The 20,855-nt window shown below is 72.8% G+C and carries 20 protein-coding genes; 16 read left to right on the forward strand and 4 right to left on the reverse strand.

The annotated features are described in order from the left end of the window. Positions 1-122: 122 nt before the first annotated feature. The 10 genes from B0675_RS18270 to B0675_RS18320 all read left to right on the forward strand — a co-directional run bounded on the left by B0675_RS18270 (position 123) and on the right by B0675_RS18320 (position 12,255). Positions 123-764 (forward strand): superoxide dismutase, encoded by a 642-nt coding sequence (locus tag B0675_RS18270; protein ID WP_081219883.1) that lies wholly within the window; start codon positions 123-125, stop codon positions 762-764. Between the two features lie 146 nt (positions 765-910). Next, a complete protein-coding gene (locus tag B0675_RS18275) occupies positions 911-2,377 on the forward strand; it encodes a WGR domain-containing protein (RefSeq protein WP_081219884.1) in 1,467 nt (488 codons plus the stop codon). An 86-nt stretch (positions 2,378-2,463) separates the two neighbouring features. Next, a complete protein-coding gene (locus tag B0675_RS18280) occupies positions 2,464-2,961 on the forward strand; it encodes a helix-turn-helix domain-containing protein (protein ID WP_081219885.1) in 498 nt (165 codons plus the stop codon). Positions 2,962-3,227: 266 nt separating this feature from the next. After that, positions 3,228-3,752, forward strand: coding sequence for an SRPBCC family protein (locus B0675_RS18285; protein WP_081219886.1), 525 nt, complete (start codon positions 3,228-3,230; stop codon positions 3,750-3,752). Beyond that, positions 3,752-4,816 (forward strand): LLM class flavin-dependent oxidoreductase, encoded by a 1,065-nt coding sequence (locus tag B0675_RS18290; protein ID WP_081219887.1) that lies wholly within the window; start codon positions 3,752-3,754, stop codon positions 4,814-4,816. The genes B0675_RS18285 and B0675_RS18290 overlap by 1 nt, the downstream gene beginning before the upstream one ends. A 451-nt stretch (positions 4,817-5,267) precedes the next feature. Next, positions 5,268-5,849: a hypothetical protein gene (locus B0675_RS18295; RefSeq protein WP_241539809.1), complete on the forward strand. Its 582-nt coding sequence runs from the start codon at positions 5,268-5,270 to the stop codon at positions 5,847-5,849. 245 nt (positions 5,850-6,094) lie between these two features. Continuing rightward, positions 6,095-7,420 carry a hypothetical protein gene (locus B0675_RS18300; protein ID WP_081219889.1) on the forward strand — a complete coding sequence of 442 codons (1,326 nt, stop codon included), beginning with the start codon at positions 6,095-6,097 and terminating at the stop codon, positions 7,418-7,420. Positions 7,421-7,509: 89 nt separating this feature from the next. Next, the gene (locus B0675_RS18305) at positions 7,510-9,198 is read left to right on the forward strand and encodes a hypothetical protein (RefSeq protein WP_081219890.1); all 1,689 of its coding nucleotides are present in this window, start codon (positions 7,510-7,512) and stop codon (positions 9,196-9,198) included. 517 nt (positions 9,199-9,715) lie between these two features. Beyond that, on the forward strand, positions 9,716-10,990 hold the full coding sequence (locus tag B0675_RS18315) for an AAA family ATPase (RefSeq protein ID WP_081219892.1): 1,275 nt from the start codon (positions 9,716-9,718) through the stop codon (positions 10,988-10,990). Further along, entirely contained in the window at positions 10,987-12,255 is a 1,269-nt protein-coding gene (locus tag B0675_RS18320) for a VWA-like domain-containing protein (RefSeq protein ID WP_081219893.1), read from the forward strand. The genes B0675_RS18315 and B0675_RS18320 overlap by 4 nt, the downstream gene beginning before the upstream one ends. Before the next feature lie 246 nt (positions 12,256-12,501). Here the strand turns inward: B0675_RS18320 and B0675_RS18325 are convergent, their stop codons facing one another. After that, on the reverse strand, positions 12,502-13,281 hold the full coding sequence (locus tag B0675_RS18325) for an SDR family NAD(P)-dependent oxidoreductase (protein WP_081219894.1): 780 nt from the start codon (positions 13,279-13,281) through the stop codon (positions 12,502-12,504). A 268-nt stretch (positions 13,282-13,549) separates the two neighbouring features. Here B0675_RS18325 and B0675_RS18330 point away from each other — a divergent pair, with 268 nt between their 5' ends. The 4 genes from B0675_RS18330 (at position 13,550) to B0675_RS18345 (ending at position 16,424) form a co-directional block, all read left to right on the forward strand. After that, a complete protein-coding gene (locus B0675_RS18330) occupies positions 13,550-13,939 on the forward strand; it encodes a cell division protein SepF (protein WP_081219895.1) in 390 nt (129 codons plus the stop codon). Between the two features lie 318 nt (positions 13,940-14,257). Beyond that, complete coding sequence (locus B0675_RS18335; RefSeq protein WP_081219896.1) at positions 14,258-15,415, forward strand: biotin transporter BioY; 1,158 nt, start codon at positions 14,258-14,260, stop codon at positions 15,413-15,415. Continuing rightward, complete coding sequence (locus B0675_RS18340) at positions 15,412-15,744, forward strand: nucleotide pyrophosphohydrolase (RefSeq protein ID WP_081219897.1); 333 nt, start codon at positions 15,412-15,414, stop codon at positions 15,742-15,744. Before B0675_RS18335 ends, B0675_RS18340 begins: the two co-directional genes overlap by 4 nt. Positions 15,745-15,944: 200 nt before the next feature. Further along, positions 15,945-16,424: a DUF6099 family protein gene (locus B0675_RS18345; RefSeq protein WP_081219898.1), complete on the forward strand. Its 480-nt coding sequence runs from the start codon at positions 15,945-15,947 to the stop codon at positions 16,422-16,424. Between the two features lie 151 nt (positions 16,425-16,575). On the opposite strand, the gene B0675_RS41390 is transcribed toward B0675_RS18345, so the two are convergent. Continuing rightward, positions 16,576-16,740, reverse strand: a complete 165-nt coding sequence (locus B0675_RS41390; protein WP_179165317.1) for a hypothetical protein — start codon at positions 16,738-16,740, stop codon at positions 16,576-16,578. Between the two features lie 357 nt (positions 16,741-17,097). After that, positions 17,098-18,021 (reverse strand): LLM class F420-dependent oxidoreductase, encoded by a 924-nt coding sequence (locus B0675_RS18350; RefSeq protein WP_081219899.1) that lies wholly within the window; start codon positions 18,019-18,021, stop codon positions 17,098-17,100. 264 nt (positions 18,022-18,285) lie between these two features. Here B0675_RS18350 and B0675_RS18355 point away from each other — a divergent pair, with 264 nt between their 5' ends. Beyond that, positions 18,286-19,275 carry an alpha/beta hydrolase gene (locus B0675_RS18355; RefSeq protein WP_081219900.1) on the forward strand — a complete coding sequence of 330 codons (990 nt, stop codon included), beginning with the start codon at positions 18,286-18,288 and terminating at the stop codon, positions 19,273-19,275. Between the two features lie 20 nt (positions 19,276-19,295). On the opposite strand, the gene B0675_RS18360 is transcribed toward B0675_RS18355, so the two are convergent. After that, positions 19,296-20,009, reverse strand: a complete 714-nt coding sequence (locus tag B0675_RS18360) for an SDR family oxidoreductase (RefSeq protein ID WP_081219901.1) — start codon at positions 20,007-20,009, stop codon at positions 19,296-19,298. Between the two features lie 98 nt (positions 20,010-20,107). Between B0675_RS18360 and B0675_RS18365 the strand changes: the two genes are divergently transcribed. Next, positions 20,108-20,719 carry a TetR/AcrR family transcriptional regulator gene (locus tag B0675_RS18365; RefSeq protein WP_081219902.1) on the forward strand — a complete coding sequence of 204 codons (612 nt, stop codon included), beginning with the start codon at positions 20,108-20,110 and terminating at the stop codon, positions 20,717-20,719. The last annotated feature ends 136 nt before the right edge of the window (positions 20,720-20,855 follow it).

Genomic DNA, 20,855 nt, shown 5'->3' on the forward strand with positions numbered 1-20,855 from the left:
CGTTCCCTACTCGATTCCCAACACGACCGTCGACCCCATCGGGAACCCTCCTGCACTGGTTCTTCTCTTGCTGTTAGCGTGCAACTGCACATTGATTGCAATTATGGCGGAGGATGTTGGACATGGCGGTGTACTCGCTCCCGGAACTTCCCTACGACTACGCGGCGCTGGAACCGGTGATCAATCCCCAGATCGTCGAGCTGCACCACGACAAGCACCACGCGGCGTACGTCAAGGGCGCGAACGACACGCTGGAGCAGCTCGCGGAGGCGCGGGACAAGGAGGCGTGGGGGTCGATCAACGGCCTGGAGAAGAACCTGGCCTTCCACCTCTCCGGGCACATCCTGCACAGCATCTACTGGCACAACATGACGGGCGACGGCGGCGGCGAACCCCTGGCCGCGGACGGCGTGGGCGACCTCGCGGACGCGATCACCGAGTCCTTCGGCTCCTTCGCCGGCTTCAAGGCGCAGCTCACCAAGGCCGCCGCGACCACCCAGGGTTCCGGCTGGGGCGTCCTCGCCTACGAGCCGCTGAGCGGGCGCCTGATCGTCGAGCAGGTCTACGACCATCAGGGCAACGTCGGGCAGGGATCGACCCCGATCCTGGTCTTCGACGCCTGGGAGCACGCCTTCTACCTGCAGTACAAGAACCAGAAGGTGGACTTCATCGACGCCATGTGGGCCGTCGTCAACTGGCAGGACGTGTCCCGTCGTTACGCGGCCGCCAAGGAACGCGGCGACAGCCTGCTGCTCGCGCCGTGACCTCGGAAGGGGCTCCCCGGGGTGCCTACCCGGGGAGCCCCTTCGGGCGTTCGCGCTCCGGCGCTGTTGTCAGTGCCGACCTCTAGTTTGGAGGCACTGGAAGACGGCCCGTGCGGGCCGGCCCGGCTTTTGGGGAGGGGTGTGCTGTGTCCGCTGCGCAGACGCGACAGACGGGGAACACGACGTATCTGGAGCTGTCCCAGGACAGCGGCGGCGCCCACAAGTTCTACGAGGTGACGGTCGAGCAGACCACCGTCTCCGTGCGGTACGGCCGGATCGGGGTCGACGGCCAGCGCCAGACCTCCGGCTTCCCCACCGTCGAGAAGGCGCAGGCCGCGGCAGCCAAGAAGATAGCCGAGAAGGTCCGCAAGGGGTACGCGCCCGCGGTCCGGGGGCAACGCGCGGCCCGCCCGGTGACGCGCCGGCAGGTGGCGTCGGCGCCCTCCACGGCCCGCGCCACGGCGCCGGTGCTGTGGCGGTTCCGCACGGGAGCCTCGGCGTTCGGCATCCACGTCGACGAGGACCGCTGCTGGGTCGGCAACCAGCACGGCGACGTGTACAACCTGAGCCACGCCGGGGAGGTGCTCGCGCACTACTCCCTGCCCGACGGCGTCAAGTGCCTGGTGGCGGACGACTTCTGGATCTACGCGGGCTGCGACGACGGCCGGGTCTACGACCTCTCCTCGAAGGTGCCGTTCGCGGCCTACGAGATAGCGGCCGAGGTCGACATCTTCTGGCTGGACATCCACGCGGGCGTGCTCAGCGTGTCCGACCGCAGGGGCGGGCTGACCGTCATCGACCACGAGGACGAGCTCCAGTGGTCGCGCAACTCCGGCGGGGACCACGCCTGGATGGTGCGCGCCGACGACCACGCCGTGTACCACGGACACAGCCGCGGGGTGACGGCGTACGCCGCGGACGGCGCGGGCCTGCTCTGGCACACCGACACCGGCGGCAACGTGCTGTTCGGCTGGCAGGAGGAGAACGCGGTCTACGCGGGGACCGGACGGAGGCAGGTCCAGCGGCTCGCCAAGTCCACCGGCCGGGTCGAGGCCACGTATCTCTGCGACGCTCCCGTCTACTCGTGCGCCACGTCCCCCGGCGGCCGGTACGTGTTCGCGGGCGACTCGGCCTCCTCCGTCTACTGCTTCACGGCCGACGGCACCCGGCTGTGGAAGCTCGGCACCGGCGGCGGCTCCGCGCTGTCCATGCAGTACCGCGACGAGCGGCTGTACATCGTCTCCACGGACGGTTCGCTGGCCTGCATCGACGCGACGGAGAGCGCCATCCGTGCCGCCGAGTCCGGCACCGTCCCGGTCGCGGCGGACGTCAAGCTGGCGGCGGCCCTGCCGACCTACGCTCCGCTGACGACCGCCGCGTCCGTCGCCACGGTCAGCGCCCTCCCCGCGCCGGGGGACGGCGTGGTCGTCGAATGCGTCCAGGAGGGCGGACGCGTCCGGGTCCACGTGGTCTCCGAGGGGTACGAGACCGGCTGGAAGGTCCAGTTCCCGCGGGCGATACGCGAACCCGGCGCCCGCTATGTGGTGGACGCGCTGCACTCCTCCGTCGGCGGCTTCTACCGGGTGCGGGGAGAGATCAGGCGCCTCGTGTGACGGAGGAGGGCCGGTCCGGCCGCTCGCCGTGAGTCACCCCGTGCGAGCTGCTGGGTCCTATTCCTGGACCCTCGTATGCTGAACGCGTGAGGCGGACTTCTTTTGCGAACTGGCCCTGCTCCATCGCGCGCACGATGGACCTCCTCGGCGACTGGTGGACCCCGCTGGTGCTGCGGGAGGCCTTCTACGGGATCAAGCGGTTCGACGCGTTCCAGCAGGAGCTGGGCATCGCGCGCAACACGCTGACCGACCGGCTGCGCCGGCTCGTGGACGAGGGCCTCATGGAGAAGCGGGCCTACCAGACGGACCCGGTGCGCCACGACTACGTGCTCACCGAGATGGGCCGCGACTTCTTCGGGGTGCTGGCCGCCATGAACAGCTGGGGCAACCGCTGGCTCAGCGGTGAGCAGGGGCCACCGGTCGTCTTCCACCACGACCGCTGCGGACACGAGAGCGAGGCGGCCGTCGTGTGCGCCGACTGCGGCGAGCCGATGACGGCCGACGACACCCGGCCGCGCCTCGGCCCCGGCTATCCGCCGCACCTGGCCGAACGGCCGGACATCCGCAGCCGCTTCACGGACTGATCGCCCACTTCGCCGATCCCGGCCCCGATCCCCATCCCGAACCGAGCGCGAGGGTGGGCCCGATACCGAGCGCGACTCGGACTCCGCCTCCGCCGCCGAGTCCAGGCCCCGGTCCGCCTTCCCGCCCGACGCGTCGATTCCCTCCGTCCCCGGTCCGCGCGCCGGGGGCGGATTTCCTTGACAGGTCAGTTCATCTACGCAACTCTCAAGCTCAGGGCCCCTTTGGGGCAGATTCCCTGAACGCTGAGAGGAAGGCCGGACGACTCATGGAGTGGACGGGCGCGCGGTACGCGGATCAGCCGACGGTCGAGGTGCGGACACGGATCGACGCCCCGCCGCCGCGGGTGTGGGAGCTGGTGTCCGACATCGGGCTCATGCCGGAACTGAGCACGGAACTCCAGTCGGTGAGCTGGCTCGACGACGCGACGGCCCCCGCGGTCGGCGCCCGGTTCGTGGGCCGCAGCCGGCACGCGTCGCTGGGGGAGTGGGAGACCACCTCGTACATCGTGCGGTGCGATCCGTACCGCACGTTCGCGTGGGCCGTGGAGGACCCCGAACACCCCAGCTCCGTATGGCGGTTCAGCCTGGAGGAGAAGGACGGCGGCACCGAGCTGACCCAGTGGATGCGGATGGGGCCCGGCCGTTCAGGACTCTGCCAGGCCATCGACCGGATGCCGGACAAGGAGCAGAAGATCGTCTTCGTGCGGCTGCGGGAGTTCGAGCGGAGCATGACGGGCACCGTCGAGGCGATCAGGGAACGCGCTGAGAACCGGGAAGGGGCGGGCGCGTGATGCGTACCTCCACGACCGTCGAGGCGTCCGGGGGCGACTGGCGGGAGACCGTCGACTTCGTCGTCGAGGCCGAGAAACTCGGCATGGACATCTGCTGGGTGGCGGAGGCCTGGGGGTCCGAAGCGCCGTCCCCCATCGGCTACTTGGCGGCACGGACCGAGCGGATCCTGCTCGGCTCCGGCATCATCCAGCTCGGCACCCGCACCCCCTCCGCCATCGCCCGCGCCGCGATCACCCTCTCCAACATCTCCGGCGGGCGGTTCCTGCTCGGTCTCGGACCCTCCGGGCCCCAGGTGATCGAGGGCCTGCACGGCGTGCCGTTCGCGCGGCCGCTGGCGCGGATGCGGGAGACCGTGGAGATCGTCCGGCAGGCCGTGGCGGGGGACAGGATCGACCACCCGGGACGGGAGTTCACGATTCCGCTGCCGGGAGGCGAGGCGCGTCCCATGCGGCTGTCGATGCGGGCCGAGCACGACCTGCCCGTCTATCTCGCCACCCTCTCGCCCAAGATGCTGAGACTGACGGGCGAGATCGCCGACGGCTGGCTGGGGACCAGCTTCGTGCCCGAAGGGGCCAAGGAGGCGTACTTCGACCACCTGGACGCGGGCCTCGCGGCAGCGGGCCGGGGCCGTGCCGACCTCGACATCTGCCAGGGCGCCGAAGTGGCGTTCGCCGAGGACGAGGACGCGCTGCGCACCATGGTGGCGGGACGGAAGAAGGAACTCGCCTTCAGCCTCGGCGGGATGGGCTCCGCCACCACCAACTTCTACAACGCCGCGTACAGCAGGCAGGGCTGGGCGGACGTCGCCGCCGAGGTCCACCAGCGCTGGCAGTCCGGCGACCGGGACGGGGCGGCGGGACTCGTGACCGACGAGATGGTGCTCGGCACGACCCTGATCGGCACCGAGGACATGGTCCGCGAGCGACTCCGGGTGTGGGGGGCCGCGGGCGTCGACACCGTCCGCCTCTACCCCGCGGGCGAGACCCTCGACGCCCGGCTCGCCACGCTGGGACGGGCCCTGGACCTCGTCTCCCGGCAGAACGCTGAGGCGGACGCGGCCTGAGACGAAAGGCCCGCCGGGACCGAGGGCGGGAAGCCGACCGGGGGAGGAGCGCGAGAGGGGTGCGGGCCCGTCGTCGGCGACAGGCCCGCACGGTCGTACTGTCGCCCGCTCGGCGGCAGCACGGGTCAGGCCCGTCGTCGTGCCGTCGCACGGTCGTCCCGTCGGCGGCACCACGGTGGCAAAGCCGTCGTCGCACGGTCGTCCCGTCGGCGGCAGCACGGTGGCAAGGCCGTCGTCGTACCGTCGCCCGCTCGGCGGCAGCACGGTGGCATGTCCGTCGTCTCGTGCCGTCGCTCGATCGGCAGCGCCACGGTTGCGGGCCCGTTCGTGTCGTCACCCGGTCGGCGGCACCCCTCTGGCGGGGCGGGGAAGGGCGGCGGAGGCTCGAATTCCCCGATGCCTCCCGCACCGGGGACGGCCAGCGGCCGACAGCACAACGAGGTGGTCGAGCATGAGCCAGGACGCTTCGCAGCCCCCGACCCCGCCGCCCGGTGGTGGCACGGGACCCCAGCCGAGCGGCGGCGACATGCCGCTGTGGGGAGACCAGTGGTCCGGAGCCGCGCCCGCCGGAGGAGGTCTCGGGCCGCCGCCGTCGGGCGACGGCGCGTGGGTGGCCGGCGGCGTCACCTTCGCCGGTGTGCTCCTGCTGGTGAACGGGTTCCTCAACATCCTCCAGGGCATCTCCGCGATCGCCAAGGACGATGTGTACACCCGCGTGAACGACTACGTGTACCGCATCAACCTCACCGGCTGGGGCTGGATCCTGCTGGTCGTCGGTGTGATCGCCGCCGTCGTCGGCGCGGGCATCCTCAAGGGCGCCGCGTGGGCCCGGGTCACCGGTATCGCGCTGGCGGCGGTGAGCATGCTCTTCCACTTCATGTTCCTGCCGTACGCGCCGATCTGGTCGGTCATCATGATCGCGATCGACGTGTTCGTGATCTGGGCGCTCGCCGCCTACCGGCCCCACGGCCACCACACACCGTCCCGGCCGCAGTCACCGTCGCAGTCCCCGCGGCAGCCGCAGCCGCGCTGAACCGTCCCCGCTCCGGCCGTCCGGACATGACGGCAGCGATGTGACATCCCCGCACCCACGAGGCCCCTCCGCCCGCCGGCCGATCCGAAGCCACCGGGGGAGGGGCCGGCGTACCCGTCGTGCACCACCACCCAGCGCACCGAGCGGAACGAGAGCGCCATGGACGACCTGATCGACCGGACCCGCGCCGGTCAACGGTCCGCGCACCGGCAGCCGTGTCCGGCCGCCGCCCCCGCGGAGGCGACGTGAACGGCGACGACGCCCGGGAGATCGCCGAACTCCGGGCCCGGGTCGCGGAACTGGAGCGACGCCGCCCGACGGGCCAACGGCACTGGGTACGGCCGTTCTTCGCGGTCCTGCTGATCATCGTCGCGGCCGTGCTCACCCCGCTCAGCGCCGTGGCGGCCTGGTCGAGCGACCTGATCGGAGACACCGACCGCTACGTCTCCACCATGAAGCCGCTCGCCTCCGACCCCGACGTCCAGGAGGCCGTCGCCGACCGGGTGACCAAGGCCGTCATGCAGCACGTCGACATCGAGTCGCTGCTCACCTCCGTCGCCCCGGCCGACCGGCCCCGGCTGACCAAGGCCCTGGGCCCGCTGAGCGGTCCGATCACCAGTGGACTGACCGACTTCGTGCACAGTACGGCGGACAAGTTCGTCAGCAGCGATGCCTTCGCCACCCTGTGGACCGACCTCAACAGGACGGCCCACGCCTCCGTCGACAAGGCGCTCACCGGAAAGGGCGGCGGAGCCGTCAAGCTCACCGACGACGCCGTCGTCATCGACCTCGCACCGGTCATCGACCGCGTCAAGCAGGCCCTCGTCGACAGGGGACTCGGCATCGCCGCGAAGATCCCCGAGGTGCACACCGACTTCACGGTCATGACGTCCGACTCCATCGGCAAGGCCAAGAAGTTCTACCGGCTGCTGCAGATCGTCGGGTTCTGGCTGCCGGTGCTGACCCTCGTGCTCGCGGCCGGCGGCGTGCTCCTCGCCATCCGCAGGCGCCGCGCCCTCGTCACGGCGGCACTCGCGGTGGCCGCCGGGGCAGCCGTCCTCGGCATCGCGCTGTGGATCTTCCGCGGGATCTACCTCGACGGCCTGCCCTCGGGGGTCTCCCAGCCAGCGGCGGGCTCGGTCTACGACACCCTCGTGCGCTTTCTGCGGACGACGGTACGCATGGTGATCACCCTCGGCATCATCGTGGCCCTCGCCGCCTGGCTGACCGGCAGCGGCCGGGCCGCCACGCGGGTCCTGGCCGCCTGGCGGGGCGGCATCGGCGCCGTGCGCAACGCCGTGGGCCTCGACCTGGGTCCGGTCGGGGCCTGGGTGCACCGCGCCAAGACATGGCTCAACTGGACGGTCGTCGCGGTCGCCGCCGTCACCCTGCTCATCTGGAACTACCCCACGGCCGCCGTCACCGTCTGGATCGCCGTGGTGGCCCTGCTGGTGCTCGCCGTGGTCGAGTTCCTCGACGACGACGGGGCCCCGCACCTGACCGGCACCACCGGCACCACCGGCGGAGCGGGCGGACCGGCCGCCGGTGCGGGCCCGGTCGAAATCACCTGACAGTCGTCCGAACAGCGGGCTATGCTCCCGCCGATGACAACTCTCGCTGGTCACAGATTGGGGGCCCCGTCCGCGCAAGGTGAGTGCTGATGCTCACTCGGATCGCGTACGAGGACTCTCTCCTCGCTTCCTTCTGGCCGCGCGTGCGGGACTTCGCCGTGCCGCCCTCCATGATCGAGACCGCGACCGCCCGTCGCCGTGCCGGGGACTGGGCGGGGGCCTGCGCCGCCGCAGGCGTCGACGTCGATCTCCACCTCCGCTGCCTGGCTCGCACGCACGGACGTGATCTCGCGTCCCGAGTCCGGGCGGATCTGCGTCACTTGGCGCCGGATCTCCTGCGCTGGCACATGCCCCGGGTCGGCCCCGACGGACTGCTGCGCCCCGGGATCACCATGACGCTGGCGCGCTATGACAGGGCCTCGCCCGGGAGGGGCACGCCGACAGCTTCCGACCGGGCCGCCCCCGACACCGCCCACCCGCTGCACCTCGTGGTCCGCACGCCACCGGCCTGGGCCGACGGCGGCCAGCGGATCAGCCTCGCGCTGTGGGAGGCGCCCGACGGCGGTTCCCGCGGCGCGTGCTGCGACGGCGGGGCACGCCGGCATCCGCACTCCCGGCCCAGTCGGCGATTCCGTCTCGACCTGCACCGCCACCTCTGGGACGCCCGCAGGACGGACGAGCTGGGGGTCCGGTGCGGCGCGGTCTCCCCTGCCGGTGAACCCCGTTTCCCGGCCGGGGCCGAGGGCCTGCCGTTCCGGGCCGGGGTGGATGTCCCGCCTGCCGCTCCCCGCTTGGCGGACCTCGATCCATTCGGGCTCGTGCCGCCGGACCTCGGGTGTGCCGCGGACCGGTGGGCGGCCGAGGCCGCGATCCTGCTGCGGGCCGACGCCCGGACGAGGGGACCTGTCGCCGTACGCCTGGGATCGCGGTACCGCCTGCTCCTGGACGTGGACGTGGACGAGGTCCAAGGCCCGGACGTGGGCCGGGGGCGCTCGGCCCCGGGCCGGGTCAAGGACGGGGGTGTCGGCCCGGTCCTGGGCCCGGTCATGGACTCTGACGGGGACGTGGGGCCGGGCCCGGTCACGAGCTCGGGCGGGTACGAAGACGTGCCCCCGGTGTCGGACGGCCCGGGACTGCCCCGCCTGCGGATGCGCCCGGCCCCGAAGGGCGGCGGCGGCTCACCGCTGCCGGTCCTCCCCGACGCGGCGACCTGGGTGCTGCCCGACCTGCACCTGCTCCGCGCCGGCGCCATCGACGCCGATCGTCTGCATCCGCTGGTCGCGGCGGCCCTCGTACCCGGTCACCACCCCGTCGCCGTCCCCCGGGCACCCGACCCGCCGGGCCGCCCCCGGATCGTGGAGTGCCGGGGCGACCGGCACCGGATCGGCCTGGTCGACGGTGTCCTGCAACCCCTGGACCACGACCCGACCGAGATCCGGCGCGAGGAAATGCTGGTCGCGCTGACCGGCACGCCCCTGCCCTGCCTCCAGGCCATAGACGAGGCGCACCGGAGCCCGCACTGTCTGACCGGGGTCCGCGAACGACTCCACCACGGCGACACCGCCGGTGCGCTGGCCGTCGTCGAGGGACTGCTGGGACCCGAAGCGCTGCTGCGCGGCGGCGCGCTGCGGGACGAACTCCGGGCGGCCGCCGAGCGCCGGATCACCTACGGACTGTTTCGGGCGGGCCTGACCGGGCCCGCGCCCGGTCGTATCCGACCGGGGCCCACGCGGCCCCACGACCACCGGTCCCATCCGCGCGACACGACGGGCCGTTAGCCGGGCCCCGTACGTCACCGGTCTCGCTCCCGGTGTCCGACCGGCCGTCGGCCGGGCCTCGTCCGGGGGCGGCCCTTCACGCGGTGCGTCTTTCCGCTGATCAGGGTCGGTTCGCCACCGGGCGCGCCCGCGGGGAGCGACTGGCCGCCGTCCACACCGCTCACCATCCGTCCCCACCCTCGCGACACAACCGGCAGTCAGCCGGACCTCGTCACACCGGTCGCACCCGCGTGACACCAGCATTCCGTCGGTCAGGACCCGCCACCACCGATCCGGCCCGAGCGACACAACAGGGGCTCGGCAAAGCGCCGTTCACGGATCGCCGTTCACCGATCGCCGTTCTCGCTCACCGGACAGCCTCCTGCCGAGCGACGGCACCGTCCGTCGTCCGCGTCCACATCGCCCGCGAGCACCGCCCGAAGCCCCTCCCGTATCCCCTTCGCACAGTGGCCGGCCGCGTCCATCAGGCGCAGGTCCGCCGCCCTGCTATCCGCCACGAACCTCGAGGTGATCAGACATGCCCACACGCACTCCGTTCCTTGAAGCCGACCTCCCCCTCGATCCGGTCGATCCGGCCGGACCGACCCAACTCGACCTGGCGGAGACGCTGTTGTCGCTCCTCCGTGACACCGCAACCGAGCCGCGCCCCGACACACAGCTGGAGGCCCTCACTCTCTCCGTCGCCGCCGACCTGCCCGTCCTGCTGTGGGGCGAGCCGGGGATCGGCAAGACCGCTGCGCTGACCCAACTGGCCGAAACCCTCGACCTGCCGCTGACCACCGTGATCGCCAGCGTCCACGAACCGTCGGACTTCTCGGGGCTGCCCGTCCTCGGCGACGACCCCGTCGAACAGGGCGTTCCGATGGCCCCGCCGGACTGGGCGGTCCGTCTCGTGCGGGCGGGCCGCGGGCTGCTCTTCCTCGACGAACTGTCCACCGCACCCCCCGCCGTCCAGGCCGCCCTGCTCCGGCTGGTCCTGGAGCGGCGGATCGGTGCACTCCAACTGCCTCCCGGCGTACGGATCGTAGCCGCGGCCAACCCGCGCTCCTCGGCCGCAGACGGCTGGGAGCTGAGCCCTCCGCTGGCCAACCGGTTCGTCCACCTCCAGTGGATCCACGACCACGAGGTCGTCGTCCGGGGCCTCGGCGGCACCTGGCCCCGGGCGACCCTGCCGAGCCTGGACCCGCGGAGGCTGCGCGAGGCCGTGGTCTTCGCCCGCCGTGCGGTGTGCGCTCTGCTCGCCGCCCGCCCCGGCCTCGTCCACCGGCTGCCGAGCGGCGAGACCCGGCGCGGCGGTGCCTGGCCCTCACCGCGAAGCTGGGAGATGACCCTGCGCCTGATCGCCTTCGCGACCGCCGCCGGCTCCTCCCGCGAGGTGCTGTCCCTGCTCGTCCGGGGGACCGTGGGGGACGGACCGGGTTTGGAACTCCTCGCCAGTCTGGACCGGTTGGACCTGCCCGACCCGGAGACCCTGCTCGCCGACCCGGAGAGTGCCGAACTCCCCGAACGGGGTGATCTGCGCCAGGCCGTCCTCGACGGGGTGGTCGCCGCGGTCCGGGAACGTCCGGACAAGGCCCGCTGGGACGCCGCGTGGGCCGTGCTCGTCCGGGCGCTCGACACGGGCGCACCCGACCTCGTGGTCGTCCCCGCGACCACACTCGCCACCCTGCGCGAACAGGACTGGGACGTGCCCGCCTCCATCGAGCGGCTCGCCGGAGCGGTGACCCTGTCCCGGCGCGCGGACGACGCGGCGGCCCGCGTCGCGTCCGGCCCCGGAGCGGTACGCCGATGACGACACCCGACCCGCAGGGCGCAGCCCTGGACCTCGACAAGCTGTTCGCCGCCCGTCTGCACGCGGCCCGGGCACGTCCCTACCTTGCGACGGCCCTGTTCGCCCTGCACGCCGTCGCGTCGCGGCAGGTTCCCACGATGGCCGTCGACCGGTACTGGCGGTGCTATGTCTCGCCGGGCTTCGTGGACCGCACTCCCGTCGAGGACCTCGCCGGGGTCTGGGTGCACGAGGTGTCCCACTTGCTGCGCGACCACCACGGCCGCAGCGACCGCGTGGCCCGAGCCCGCGGCCTGACAGGCCCGGCGGAGCGGCTGCGGATGAACATCGCCGCGGACTGCGAGATCAACGACGACGCGTTCGGTGACGGCCTTGTCCGGCCCGAGGGCGCCGTCACACCCCAGTTCCTGCACCTGCCGCCGGGCGAGCTGATGGAGGAGTACCTGACCCTGTTCCGGCTCGGGCCGCGCACCCAGAGCCTGGCCTGGCTGGACTGCGGCAGCGGCGCCGACGGACGCGAACGGGACTGGGACCTCGGGCCGGACGGTGCGCACGGGCTCAGCGCGCAGGAACGCGACGCCGTCCGTTTCCGGGTGGCCCAGGGCATCAACGCCCGCCCCGGCCACGCTTCCCGAGGCTGGAAACGGTGGGCGGAGGAGGCCTTCCATCCGCCGCAGCCCTGGCGGGAGCTGCTGGGCGCGGCCGTCCGGTCCGCCGCCTCCGGGCCGGGCGCGGGCGAGGACTACACGTACGGGCGCCCGTCGCGGCGCGCCTCCTGCCTGCCCGGCCTCGTGCTGCCGAGCCTGCGTCGCAGACCGCCGCGGGTCTTCGTGGTCATCGACACCTCCGGCTCGGTCAGCGACGCGGAACTGGGCAGCGCTCTCCTGGAGGTGTCCGCCATCTCCCGCGCGGTGGGCGGCCGTCGGGACCTCGTGACGGTGGCCGCCTGCGACGCGGCCGCCCGGGTCGCCCACCCCCTGTGCCGAGCCGAGGGGATCACGCTGACGGGCGGCGGGGGCACCGACCTGCGCTCCGGGTTCGCCGCCGCGCTCCGGGCCACGCCCCGCCCCGACGTCGTCGTGGTCCTGACGGACGGGCAGACCCCGTGGCCGGACGAGCGGCCCCCGTACCGGACGGTCGTGGGCCGCTTCTCCCGGCAGGGGGGAGAAGGCTCCTGGGACGAGGACGACCCCTACTATGTGCCGGACACGCCGCCGGCCTGGGCGCGGGTGGTCGAGATCGGCGCGACGGCGGGGACGGGCAGGTGAGGACGGGGAAGGCGGCGGCGCCCCGGCCCGCGGGGTCGATCGGGCGCCCGGCCCGGGACCTTCCCCGGCCCGCACGGTCGACACCCCTGCCGCCCGGGGAGTTCGCACCTCGGGAACTGCCCGGCCCCGGGCCCGCTCGGCGTCCTGCCCGAGCGACTGGGACCCCTCGCTACCGGTGGCCCCCTTCGGCCGCCACCCACGGTCGACCGCGGCACCCCCGGCCCGGAGCCGACCCCCACGTCACCCTCACACGCTGTACCCCCCGTCCACCCCCAGCGCCTGCCCGGTGATGAAACCCGCGCGGTCCGAGGCCAGGAAGGCGACCGCTTCGGCGATGTCCGTGGCGGAGCCGAAGCGGCGCAGGGGGATGTTGCCGCGGGCGATCTGCAGCGCGGTGTCGTCGAGTTCGCCGGAGCCGATCAGCCGGGCGGCGATGCCGTCGGTCAGCATGCCGGGGGCGACGCAGTTGACGCGGACGCCGTAACGGCCCTCCTCGGCGGCGAGCGCGCGGGCGACCGCCTCGACCGCCCCCTTCGTGCCCGAGGAGAGTCCGTCGCGGACGGGGAACCGGCGCGTGGCCACGGTGGTGACCGCGACGACACTGCCCCGGCTCTCCCGCAGCAGGGGCAGCGCCGGGTGCACGAGATTGAAGAACGCACCCGCCTCCGCGTCGAGTTGAGTCCGGTACTCACTCGGCGCGACCCGGCTCAGATGCACCATCGGAACGTGCGGCCCCGCCGCGTGGACGAGGCTGTGCAGACCGCCGAACGTGGCGGCGGTCCCGGACACGGCGTCGGCCACCGCCCGCTCGTCCGTCAGGTCGAGCCGCAGCGAGCGGATCCGGCGCCCGAGTCCGCCGAGTTCCTCCGTGAGCGCGTCCGCCGCGGCCCGGTTGGAGCGGTACGTGAACACCACGTCGCTGCCCCGCTCGGCGAGCGTCCGTACGACCGCCGAGCCGATGCCCCCGGTGCCGCCCGCGACCAGCGCGACACCCTCACGCTGCGAGAAATCCGACGTGCCGGTCATCACGGTCTCCCCTGGGTTGGGCGATGTCGACCATCACGGCCCCACTGCGCCCGGCCCGGTGCCGGGGTCGCCCGTCGGCGAACGGCCCGACGGCGACGGGGTATTCCAGCACGGAGCGTCTCCGGCGAACAGGGGCACGGCACCGGAAAAACGGGCCGGAGGCACGCGAACCGGGTCGCGGACCGTGTCGCTGTTGGGCCGAACGGGTGACCATGCGTAAGAATTGCCCGGTGCAGACTACGAGTGCGAGCCAGGACGGGGTGGATCGATGAACAGCCACGACGTCACCGATGAACAGTGGAGAGGGCTCGCCCAGGTCGTTCCGCTGCGTGGCCGGGACGCCTGGCCCTCCTCGGTCGGCCATCGGTCGATCCCCGAGGCCCCGACGGAGGCGCGGCGCCGCTTCGTGGTCCTGCGGGTCAACGTCTTCGCGGACGCCCGCGACGTGGCCGAGACCCTCATGGCCGGCATCCCGGTCCTCCTCGACCTGACGGGCGCGGAGAGTGAAGTCGCCAAGCGCGTCCTCGATTTCAGTACGGGTGTGGTGTTCGGCCTGGCGAGCGGCATGCACCGCGTCGACCGGAACGTGTTCCTGCTGACCCCGCCGGGAACCGAGGTGCGCGGACTGATGGAGGAGGCGGGGGTCCCCGGGATCTGACACCCCCGCGCCGGGCCGGCGGGCGCTGCCCGACGTCATCCGCGATGTCAGCCGCGACGTCGTCCGCAACGGGGGACCGCAACCGACGCGGTGACCGGACACGGGTGAGCGGGGGGCGGCCATCACGTCGAGGTGACCGGATGCTCCGGCCTCCGCAGGGTTGCTGCCGTGACCATCGTGAACTCGGCTCCGGGTCGGGCGACCGAGGCCGGTGGCTCCCCTGAACTCGTCCTACGAACCGGTGGATTCGTCCCCCGATCGTAGGAAGGTTACCCAAGTGGAACGGTTCGTCCGGTGACGGAGGCCTACCGTCCGCATATGACCCTGTCCACGCCGGAAGCGCCCACCGTGGCGCAGGCGCGCCCCGACCGACCAGGCCTCACCGAACTGCGCCTCGCCGCCTTCGCCACCCATCGCCGTGTCCGGTTCCCCCTCGGACCGCTCACCCTCGTCACCGGCCCGAGCGGCAGCGGCAAGACGGCGGTCCTGCGCGCCTACGAGGCGCTGGCCCGGCTCGGCGGCGGCGCCGAACTCCGGGAGGTGTTCCCGGACCCGGTCGCCTGCGTGCCCGAACTGGCCCTGCCCGACGCGCAGCAGCGCCGCGGCTTCCGCATCGGCTGCACGGTGGACGGCCCCGAAGGACCGGTCCGCCTCGACGTCGCCGTCCAGGCCGAACCCGAACTGCGCATCGTGGGGGAACGGTTGTCGGCGGGCGGCCGCACCCTGCTGGAGACCGCGCTGCGTGACCCGGGCCGCCCGTCCGTGCAGGCGGCCTGGCACACCGGGGGATCGTCCGCCGTGACCCGCGGACCGCTCCCCGACGACCGGCTCGGCACCGCCCTGCTGCCCCTGCGCGTCGCGGGCCGCACCGCGGGCGAGTGCCAGGTCCTCGCCGCCGCCGAGCAGATGGTGCTCGCGCTGCGCTCCGTCTACGCCTGCGACCCGAACCCGCACACCATGCGCGGCCCCACCCCGCTGGGCTCGGGGCGCCTCCTGCGGAACTGCGGCAACCTCGCCGACGTGCTCCGGCGCACGCGGTCGGAGTGCGGCCACCGGTACGCCCACCTGGTCACGGCCGTCCGCGCCGGCTGTGCCGGGACCGTCACCGACGTCCTGGCCGAGGTGGTCGGCGACGGCCGGGTGCAGGGGCTCCTCGACCGAGGCGACGGCTCCCGTACGCCACTGGGGCTGCTCGGCGACGGCGAGTTGCGGTATCTCGCGCTGGCCCTCGTCCTGCTCACCGGGCCCGGGGTGCTGGAGGTCGATCCGGCGGGCGAGGTGCCGGCCGCGTTCCAGTCGCTGACGGTGCTCGCCGACGGCCTCGACCGCGGGCTGGACGCACGGCAGACCGGTGAACTGGTCCGGCTGGCCCAGCGCATGTGCGAGCGGGGCCACATCCGGCTGGTGGCCGCACTGAGCGACGGCGCACCGGCGTTCGGCGCGGCCGGCGCGACGGTGGTAGACCTGACGCCGTGAGCGAACTGGACGTGGCGACACTGCAACGCAGGCTGGCCGACTTCGCGGCCGCCCGGAACTGGCAGCCTTATCACACCCCGAAGAACCTGGTCTCCGCGCTGAGCGTGGAGGTCTCCGAACTCGCGGAGATCTTCCAGTGGTTGACCCCGGAGGAGTCGGCCCAGGTCATGGAGGACGCGGACCGCGCCCACCGCGTCCGTGACGAGGTGGCCGACGTCCTCGCCTATCTGCTGCAGTTCTGCGAGGTGCTGGGCGTCGACCCGCTCGCCGCGCTCGACGCGAAGATCGACCGCAACGAGACGCGGTTCCCGGCGCCCGGCGGCTCCTGAGGGGAGCGGAAGTCACCCGCACGATCACCGGGACGTAGCGACGTCACTCTCCGGAGTCGTTCAGTCGTCAACTCTCAACTCCGTGTCCACAGATTTCGGGCTTCCTCTGGCTTTTCGTCTCAAGGGACTTCACTCTGGGTAGTGAACCAGTGAGTTCGGGCGGACGCGTGCGAGCGCGTCGCGACAGACGGGGGCAGCGCATGGAAGCGGTGCGGCTCATCGTGACGAGCAGACGTGCCCTGGCGGAGAGCGGGGACACCCCGGAGGTGATGGCCGAGGCGTGGCAGGCGCATTCCCTGGCGCAGGCGATCGGCAGCCGTTTCGCGGTCTCCGGTCCGCCTGAACTCCGGGGCGAGGCCCTGGGTTTGACGGAGCTGGCGGGCCGTGGCTGCGGAGTGCTGGGCGCTCCCGCGCTCGGCGTCGGCGCCTTACGTGCCGCCCAGCTCACCGAGTTGGGCGATCCGCGGGAGACGCTCCTGTGCCTCGGCAGTCTCCTGGGCGAGGTCGGCATGGCCCTGGTCGGCGTCGCCTGTGCGGCGGACGACGAGGGGAGGTACTGGCAGTGCATGGAGGCGATCGACGCGGCGGACGAGTCCCGGGACCGCGTCCTGGAGATGCTCAGGCGCCTCGCGGTGCGGGACGAGAAGCGCGTGGTGGAGCGGGGTTCGGCCATGGGGTAGGCATGCGGCCCGTCCGGGCCCGTGCACCCCGCGGCCGGCGACCGGAGGACGCGAGCGAGGATGCGCGGGGCTTGGAGAGGCCGGGACGCGGGGCGGAGGACGCCGGGACCGGACGAGGGCGCGGCGACGGAGAGGCCGGGAGGCCCGGTCGTCAGGCGCTCTCGGGTTCGGGCGTCCGCGCGGGCCGTGGCGCGGACAGGTCCGCGTCCAGGCGGGAGAGATCCGCGTTCAGCGCCGCCATCAGCTCCTCCATCTGCTGGAGCAGCCCCTTCGGCTGGGCGGACGGGCCCTGTGGGGGCACGGTTTCCTGGGTCACGACGGCCTCCTCGGCCCCCGCGACGGAGGGCCACTGACGAGGGTGACGCCCCGGCGACCGCCGGCGACGGGTGCCGGGCGGTCCGGCTCCGCCCGAGCCAACGATCACCGTCGACCCGGGTCACTGGCGTGGCCGCGCACCGCACCCGGGATGACGGATTTTCACCCGCCCGTGGACGCAAGTGCCGTCGTGGCGGCCGCGAACGACCGCTCGGCCGACCGGGATCGACCCGATCCGTGGCGGCTCCCGCGGAGTCGGCCGGCTGTCGGCCGGACCGCCGCGGGTCCGGCCGGAGCGGGGCGCGTGCCGCTCGACGGCCGGACCGTGCGGCGCGACGGGCGGGGTCGGGCGAGCCGGTCAGTCCAGCGCCGGCATCACCTCGGCCGCGATCAACTCCAGCTGGTCCAGGTCGTCGAGGTCGAGGATCTGGAGGTACATCCGCTGCGCACCCACCGCCTGGTACTGGGCGATCCGCTCGACCACCTCGGCGGGCGATCCCGCGAGACCGTTCGCCTTCAGCTCGTCGACGTCACGGCCGATCGCGTCGGCTCGCCGCTTCACCTCACTGTCGGTGCGCCCGACACACGCCACGAGGGCGTTGGAGTAGACGAGTTCGTCGGCCTTGCGTCCGGCCTGCTGCACCGCCGCCCGCACCCGGCCGAACTGCTGCTCCGAGTCCGCCACGGAGGCGAACGGGATGTTGAACTCGTCGGCGTAGCGCGCGGCCAGGGCCGGGGTGCGCTTGGCTCCGTGACCGCCGATCAGTACGGGCACCTTCGACTGCGCGGGCTTGGGCAGCGCGGGCGAGTCCTTCAGCTGGTAGTACGTGCCGTCGAAGCTGAACCGCTCGCCGACGGGCGTGCCCCACAGTCCGGTGACGACGGCGAGTTGCTCCTCCAGCCGGCCGAACTTCTCCTTCGGGAAGGGGATTCCGTAGGCGGCGTGCTCGGCCTCGTACCAGCCGGCTCCCAGACCCAGCTCCACCCGGCCGCCCGACATCTGGTCGACCTGGGCGACCTGGATGGCGAGGACGCCGGGAAGGCGGAAGGTGCCCGCGGTCATCAGGGTGCCCAGCCGGATGCTGCTCGTCTCGCGGGCGATGCCGGCCAGGGTGATCCAGGCATCCGTGGGGCCGGGAAGGCCGTCGGCGGAGCCCATGTGCAGATAGTGGTCGGAGCGGAAGAAGGCGTCGTAGTGAAGGTCTTCGGCGGCCTTGGCCACGCGAAGCAGCGTGTCGTAGGTCGCGCCCTGCTGCGGTTCTGTGAAGACTCGAAGATCCATGTATCCATCATGCACCGGTCACGTCAGGCGTCCCCCGTCGAACCGCTGTGCCCGCCCGCCCCGATCCTCTCGTCCCGACAGTGCCGGTCGTCCCGACAGTCCGATCGCCCCCGTCGCTCTGTTTGCCGAAGCGGCAACATCGCTCGCGACGGCGGGGGCGTTCCACCAGGATCGGAAGCGATCTTGGCGCACCGACCCCGTACCCGGCACGCGGCACCGTGCCCCCGCGCCGGTGCCGGCCGGACCGAGGCCCGTGGAGGACTCATGCCGCAGCAGCTTCCGGACGTCACGCACCGGGTGGTCCCCGGACCCGCGGGGCGGATCCATCTCGTCGAGCAGGGCGAGGGGCCCCTGGTCCTGCTCGTGCACGGCTTCCCGGAGTTCTGGTACTCGTGGCGCCACCAGTTGCCGGTCCTCGCGGCGGCCGGGTACCGGGCTGTCGCCGTCGACGTGCGCGGCTACGGCCGCTCGTCCCGGCCGGAGGCGGTCGAGGCGTACCGGATGCCCGACCTGGTCGAGGACGGCGTGGCCGTCGTGCGGGCGCTGGGCGAACGGCGAGCGGTGATCGTCGGACACGACTGGGGAGCGAACATCGCGGCCGGCTCCGCACTGCTGCGCCCCGACGTGTTCCGGGCCGTGGGGCTGCTCAGCGTCCCCTACGCCCCGCGGGGCGGTCCGCGCCCCTCGGACATGTTCGCGGCCATGGGCGGTGAGGAGGAGTTCTACGTCTCCCGCTTCCAGCAGCCCGGCCGCGCGGAGGCCGAGATCGAGCCGGACGTACGCGGCTGGCTCGCCGGCTTCTACGCCGCCCTGTCCGGCGACACGAAGCCCGCGCCCGGAGCGCCCGACCCGCACTTCGCCGCACCCGGCGGTGTGCTCCGGGACCGCTTCCCGGCCGGCGTCCGCCCGGACTGGCTCGGTGAGGATGAACTCGACGTCTACACGGCCGAGTTCGAGCGCACCGGGCTGACCGGGGCGCTCAACCGCTACCGCAACATGGACCGGGACTGGGAGGACCTCGCCGACCACGACGGTGCTCCGATCACCCAGCCCTCGCTGTTCGTCGGGGGCGCCCTCGACGCCTCCACCACATGGATGGCCGACGCCATCGAGGCCTTCCCCGTCACGCTGCCGGGCCTGGTCTCCTCGCACGTCCTCGACGGCTGCGGCCACTGGATCCAGCAGGAGCGCCCCGAGGAGACGGGCCGGCTGCTGACCGACTGGCTGGGCGCGATCGGTGACGCCGCCCCGTAGCGGCCCGGGCCCGCCGCGGGCTACAGCTGCTCGGCGAGCTGCGGGTACAGGCCGCTGAGGTCGCCCGAGAGGCCGGCCTTGACCTGGCGGGTCACCGCGTCGGCGAGAACCTCGTGGGCGTCCGCCTCGATGCCGTCGAGGGCCTCGGCCGCGACACTGTGCGCGGAGACCTTGGGCACGTCGAGACCGGCGGTCAGATCCGTGTCGACATAGCCGACGTGCAGCCCGGTGACCTTGATCCCGCGCGGCCGGAGCTCCAGGCGCAGCGCGTTGCTCTGCGACCACAGGGCGGCCTTCGAGGCGCTGTATCCGTCCGTGCCGGGGACCGTCATCCAGGACAGCACGGAGTGGACGGTCAGGATGTGTCCGCCGCCGTTGCGCTCCAGGACCGGGACGAACGCCCGGGTGGTGAGCAGGGGACCGAAGAAGTTGATGTCGAACTCGCGCCGTACGTCCTCGACGGGGGAGTCCAGGAACGACGTCCGTCCCGATCCGCCCGCGTTGTTGATCAGGATCGTGACGTCCTGGGCCCGCTCGGCGGCGGCCGCGACCGACGCGGGGTCGGTGACCTCCAGCGCCAGCGGCACCGCGTCGGGGTGGGAGACCGACTTCGGGTCGCGGGCGGTCGCGTACACCTTGGCGGCGCCCCGCTCGTAGAGGGACTCCACGAACGCCTTGCCGATACCGCGGCTGCCGCCGGTCACCAGTGCCACGGAACCTTCGATGCTGGTCATGAGCTTGCCCCTTTCGGAAACCGATCGGTTTCCTTCGTCTCCGGGAACTGTAAACCGATCGGTTTCCGAAAGGCAACCGGAGACCGTAGGCTGTCCTCATGACACAGGCGACACCGGCCGCGGCCTCCACGACCGCCGCCTCCTCGACCACCACCCCCACGACCCGGGACCGACTGCTCGACGCTGCGGCCGGGCTCTTCTACCGCGAGGGGGTCGGCATCGGTGTCGAGGCACTGTGCCGCGAGGCCGGGGTCTCCAAGCGCTCGATGTACCAGCTGTTCGGCAGCAAGGACGAGGTGCTGGCGGCGAGCCTCGAACGCAGCGCACCCGCCCACCAGGCGTTCCTGGTGCCCGGCGCCGACGAGCGGCCGCCGCGGGCGCGCATCCTGCACGTCTTCGAGCGCCTGGAGCAGCTCGCCGACCGCCCGGACTTCCGCGGCTGCCCCTTCGTGTCCGTGAGCGCCGAACTGAAGGCCCCGGACCACCCCGCGAGCCTGGTGGCCCGCCGCTGCAAGGACACCCTGACCGCGTTCTTCCAGGAGGAGGCGGAGCGCGCCGGCGCCGACGACCCGGCGCTGCTCGCCCGGCAGCTGACCGTCACCTTCGACGGATCGGGCGTCCGCGCCGTCATGCAGGGCCGGGGACTCGACGGCCTCGCCGTCACCATGGCCCGCACCCTCCTCGACGCCGCGGGCATCGGCGACCGGTAGGCGGCCGCGGCGGAGGTCGTCAGGTACCTCCGGCCGACGTCCGTCACCCACCCCGGTGGCCCGAAAAACCCCGAGCCCACCTGGGACGTCGGCGGTACGTTGTGGGGGCGCGCCGAGACCAGGCGTCGCCCCGCGG

Source organism: Streptomyces sp. M41(2017) (assembly GCF_002078175.1).
GTDB lineage: Bacteria > Actinomycetota > Actinomycetes > Streptomycetales > Streptomycetaceae > Streptomyces.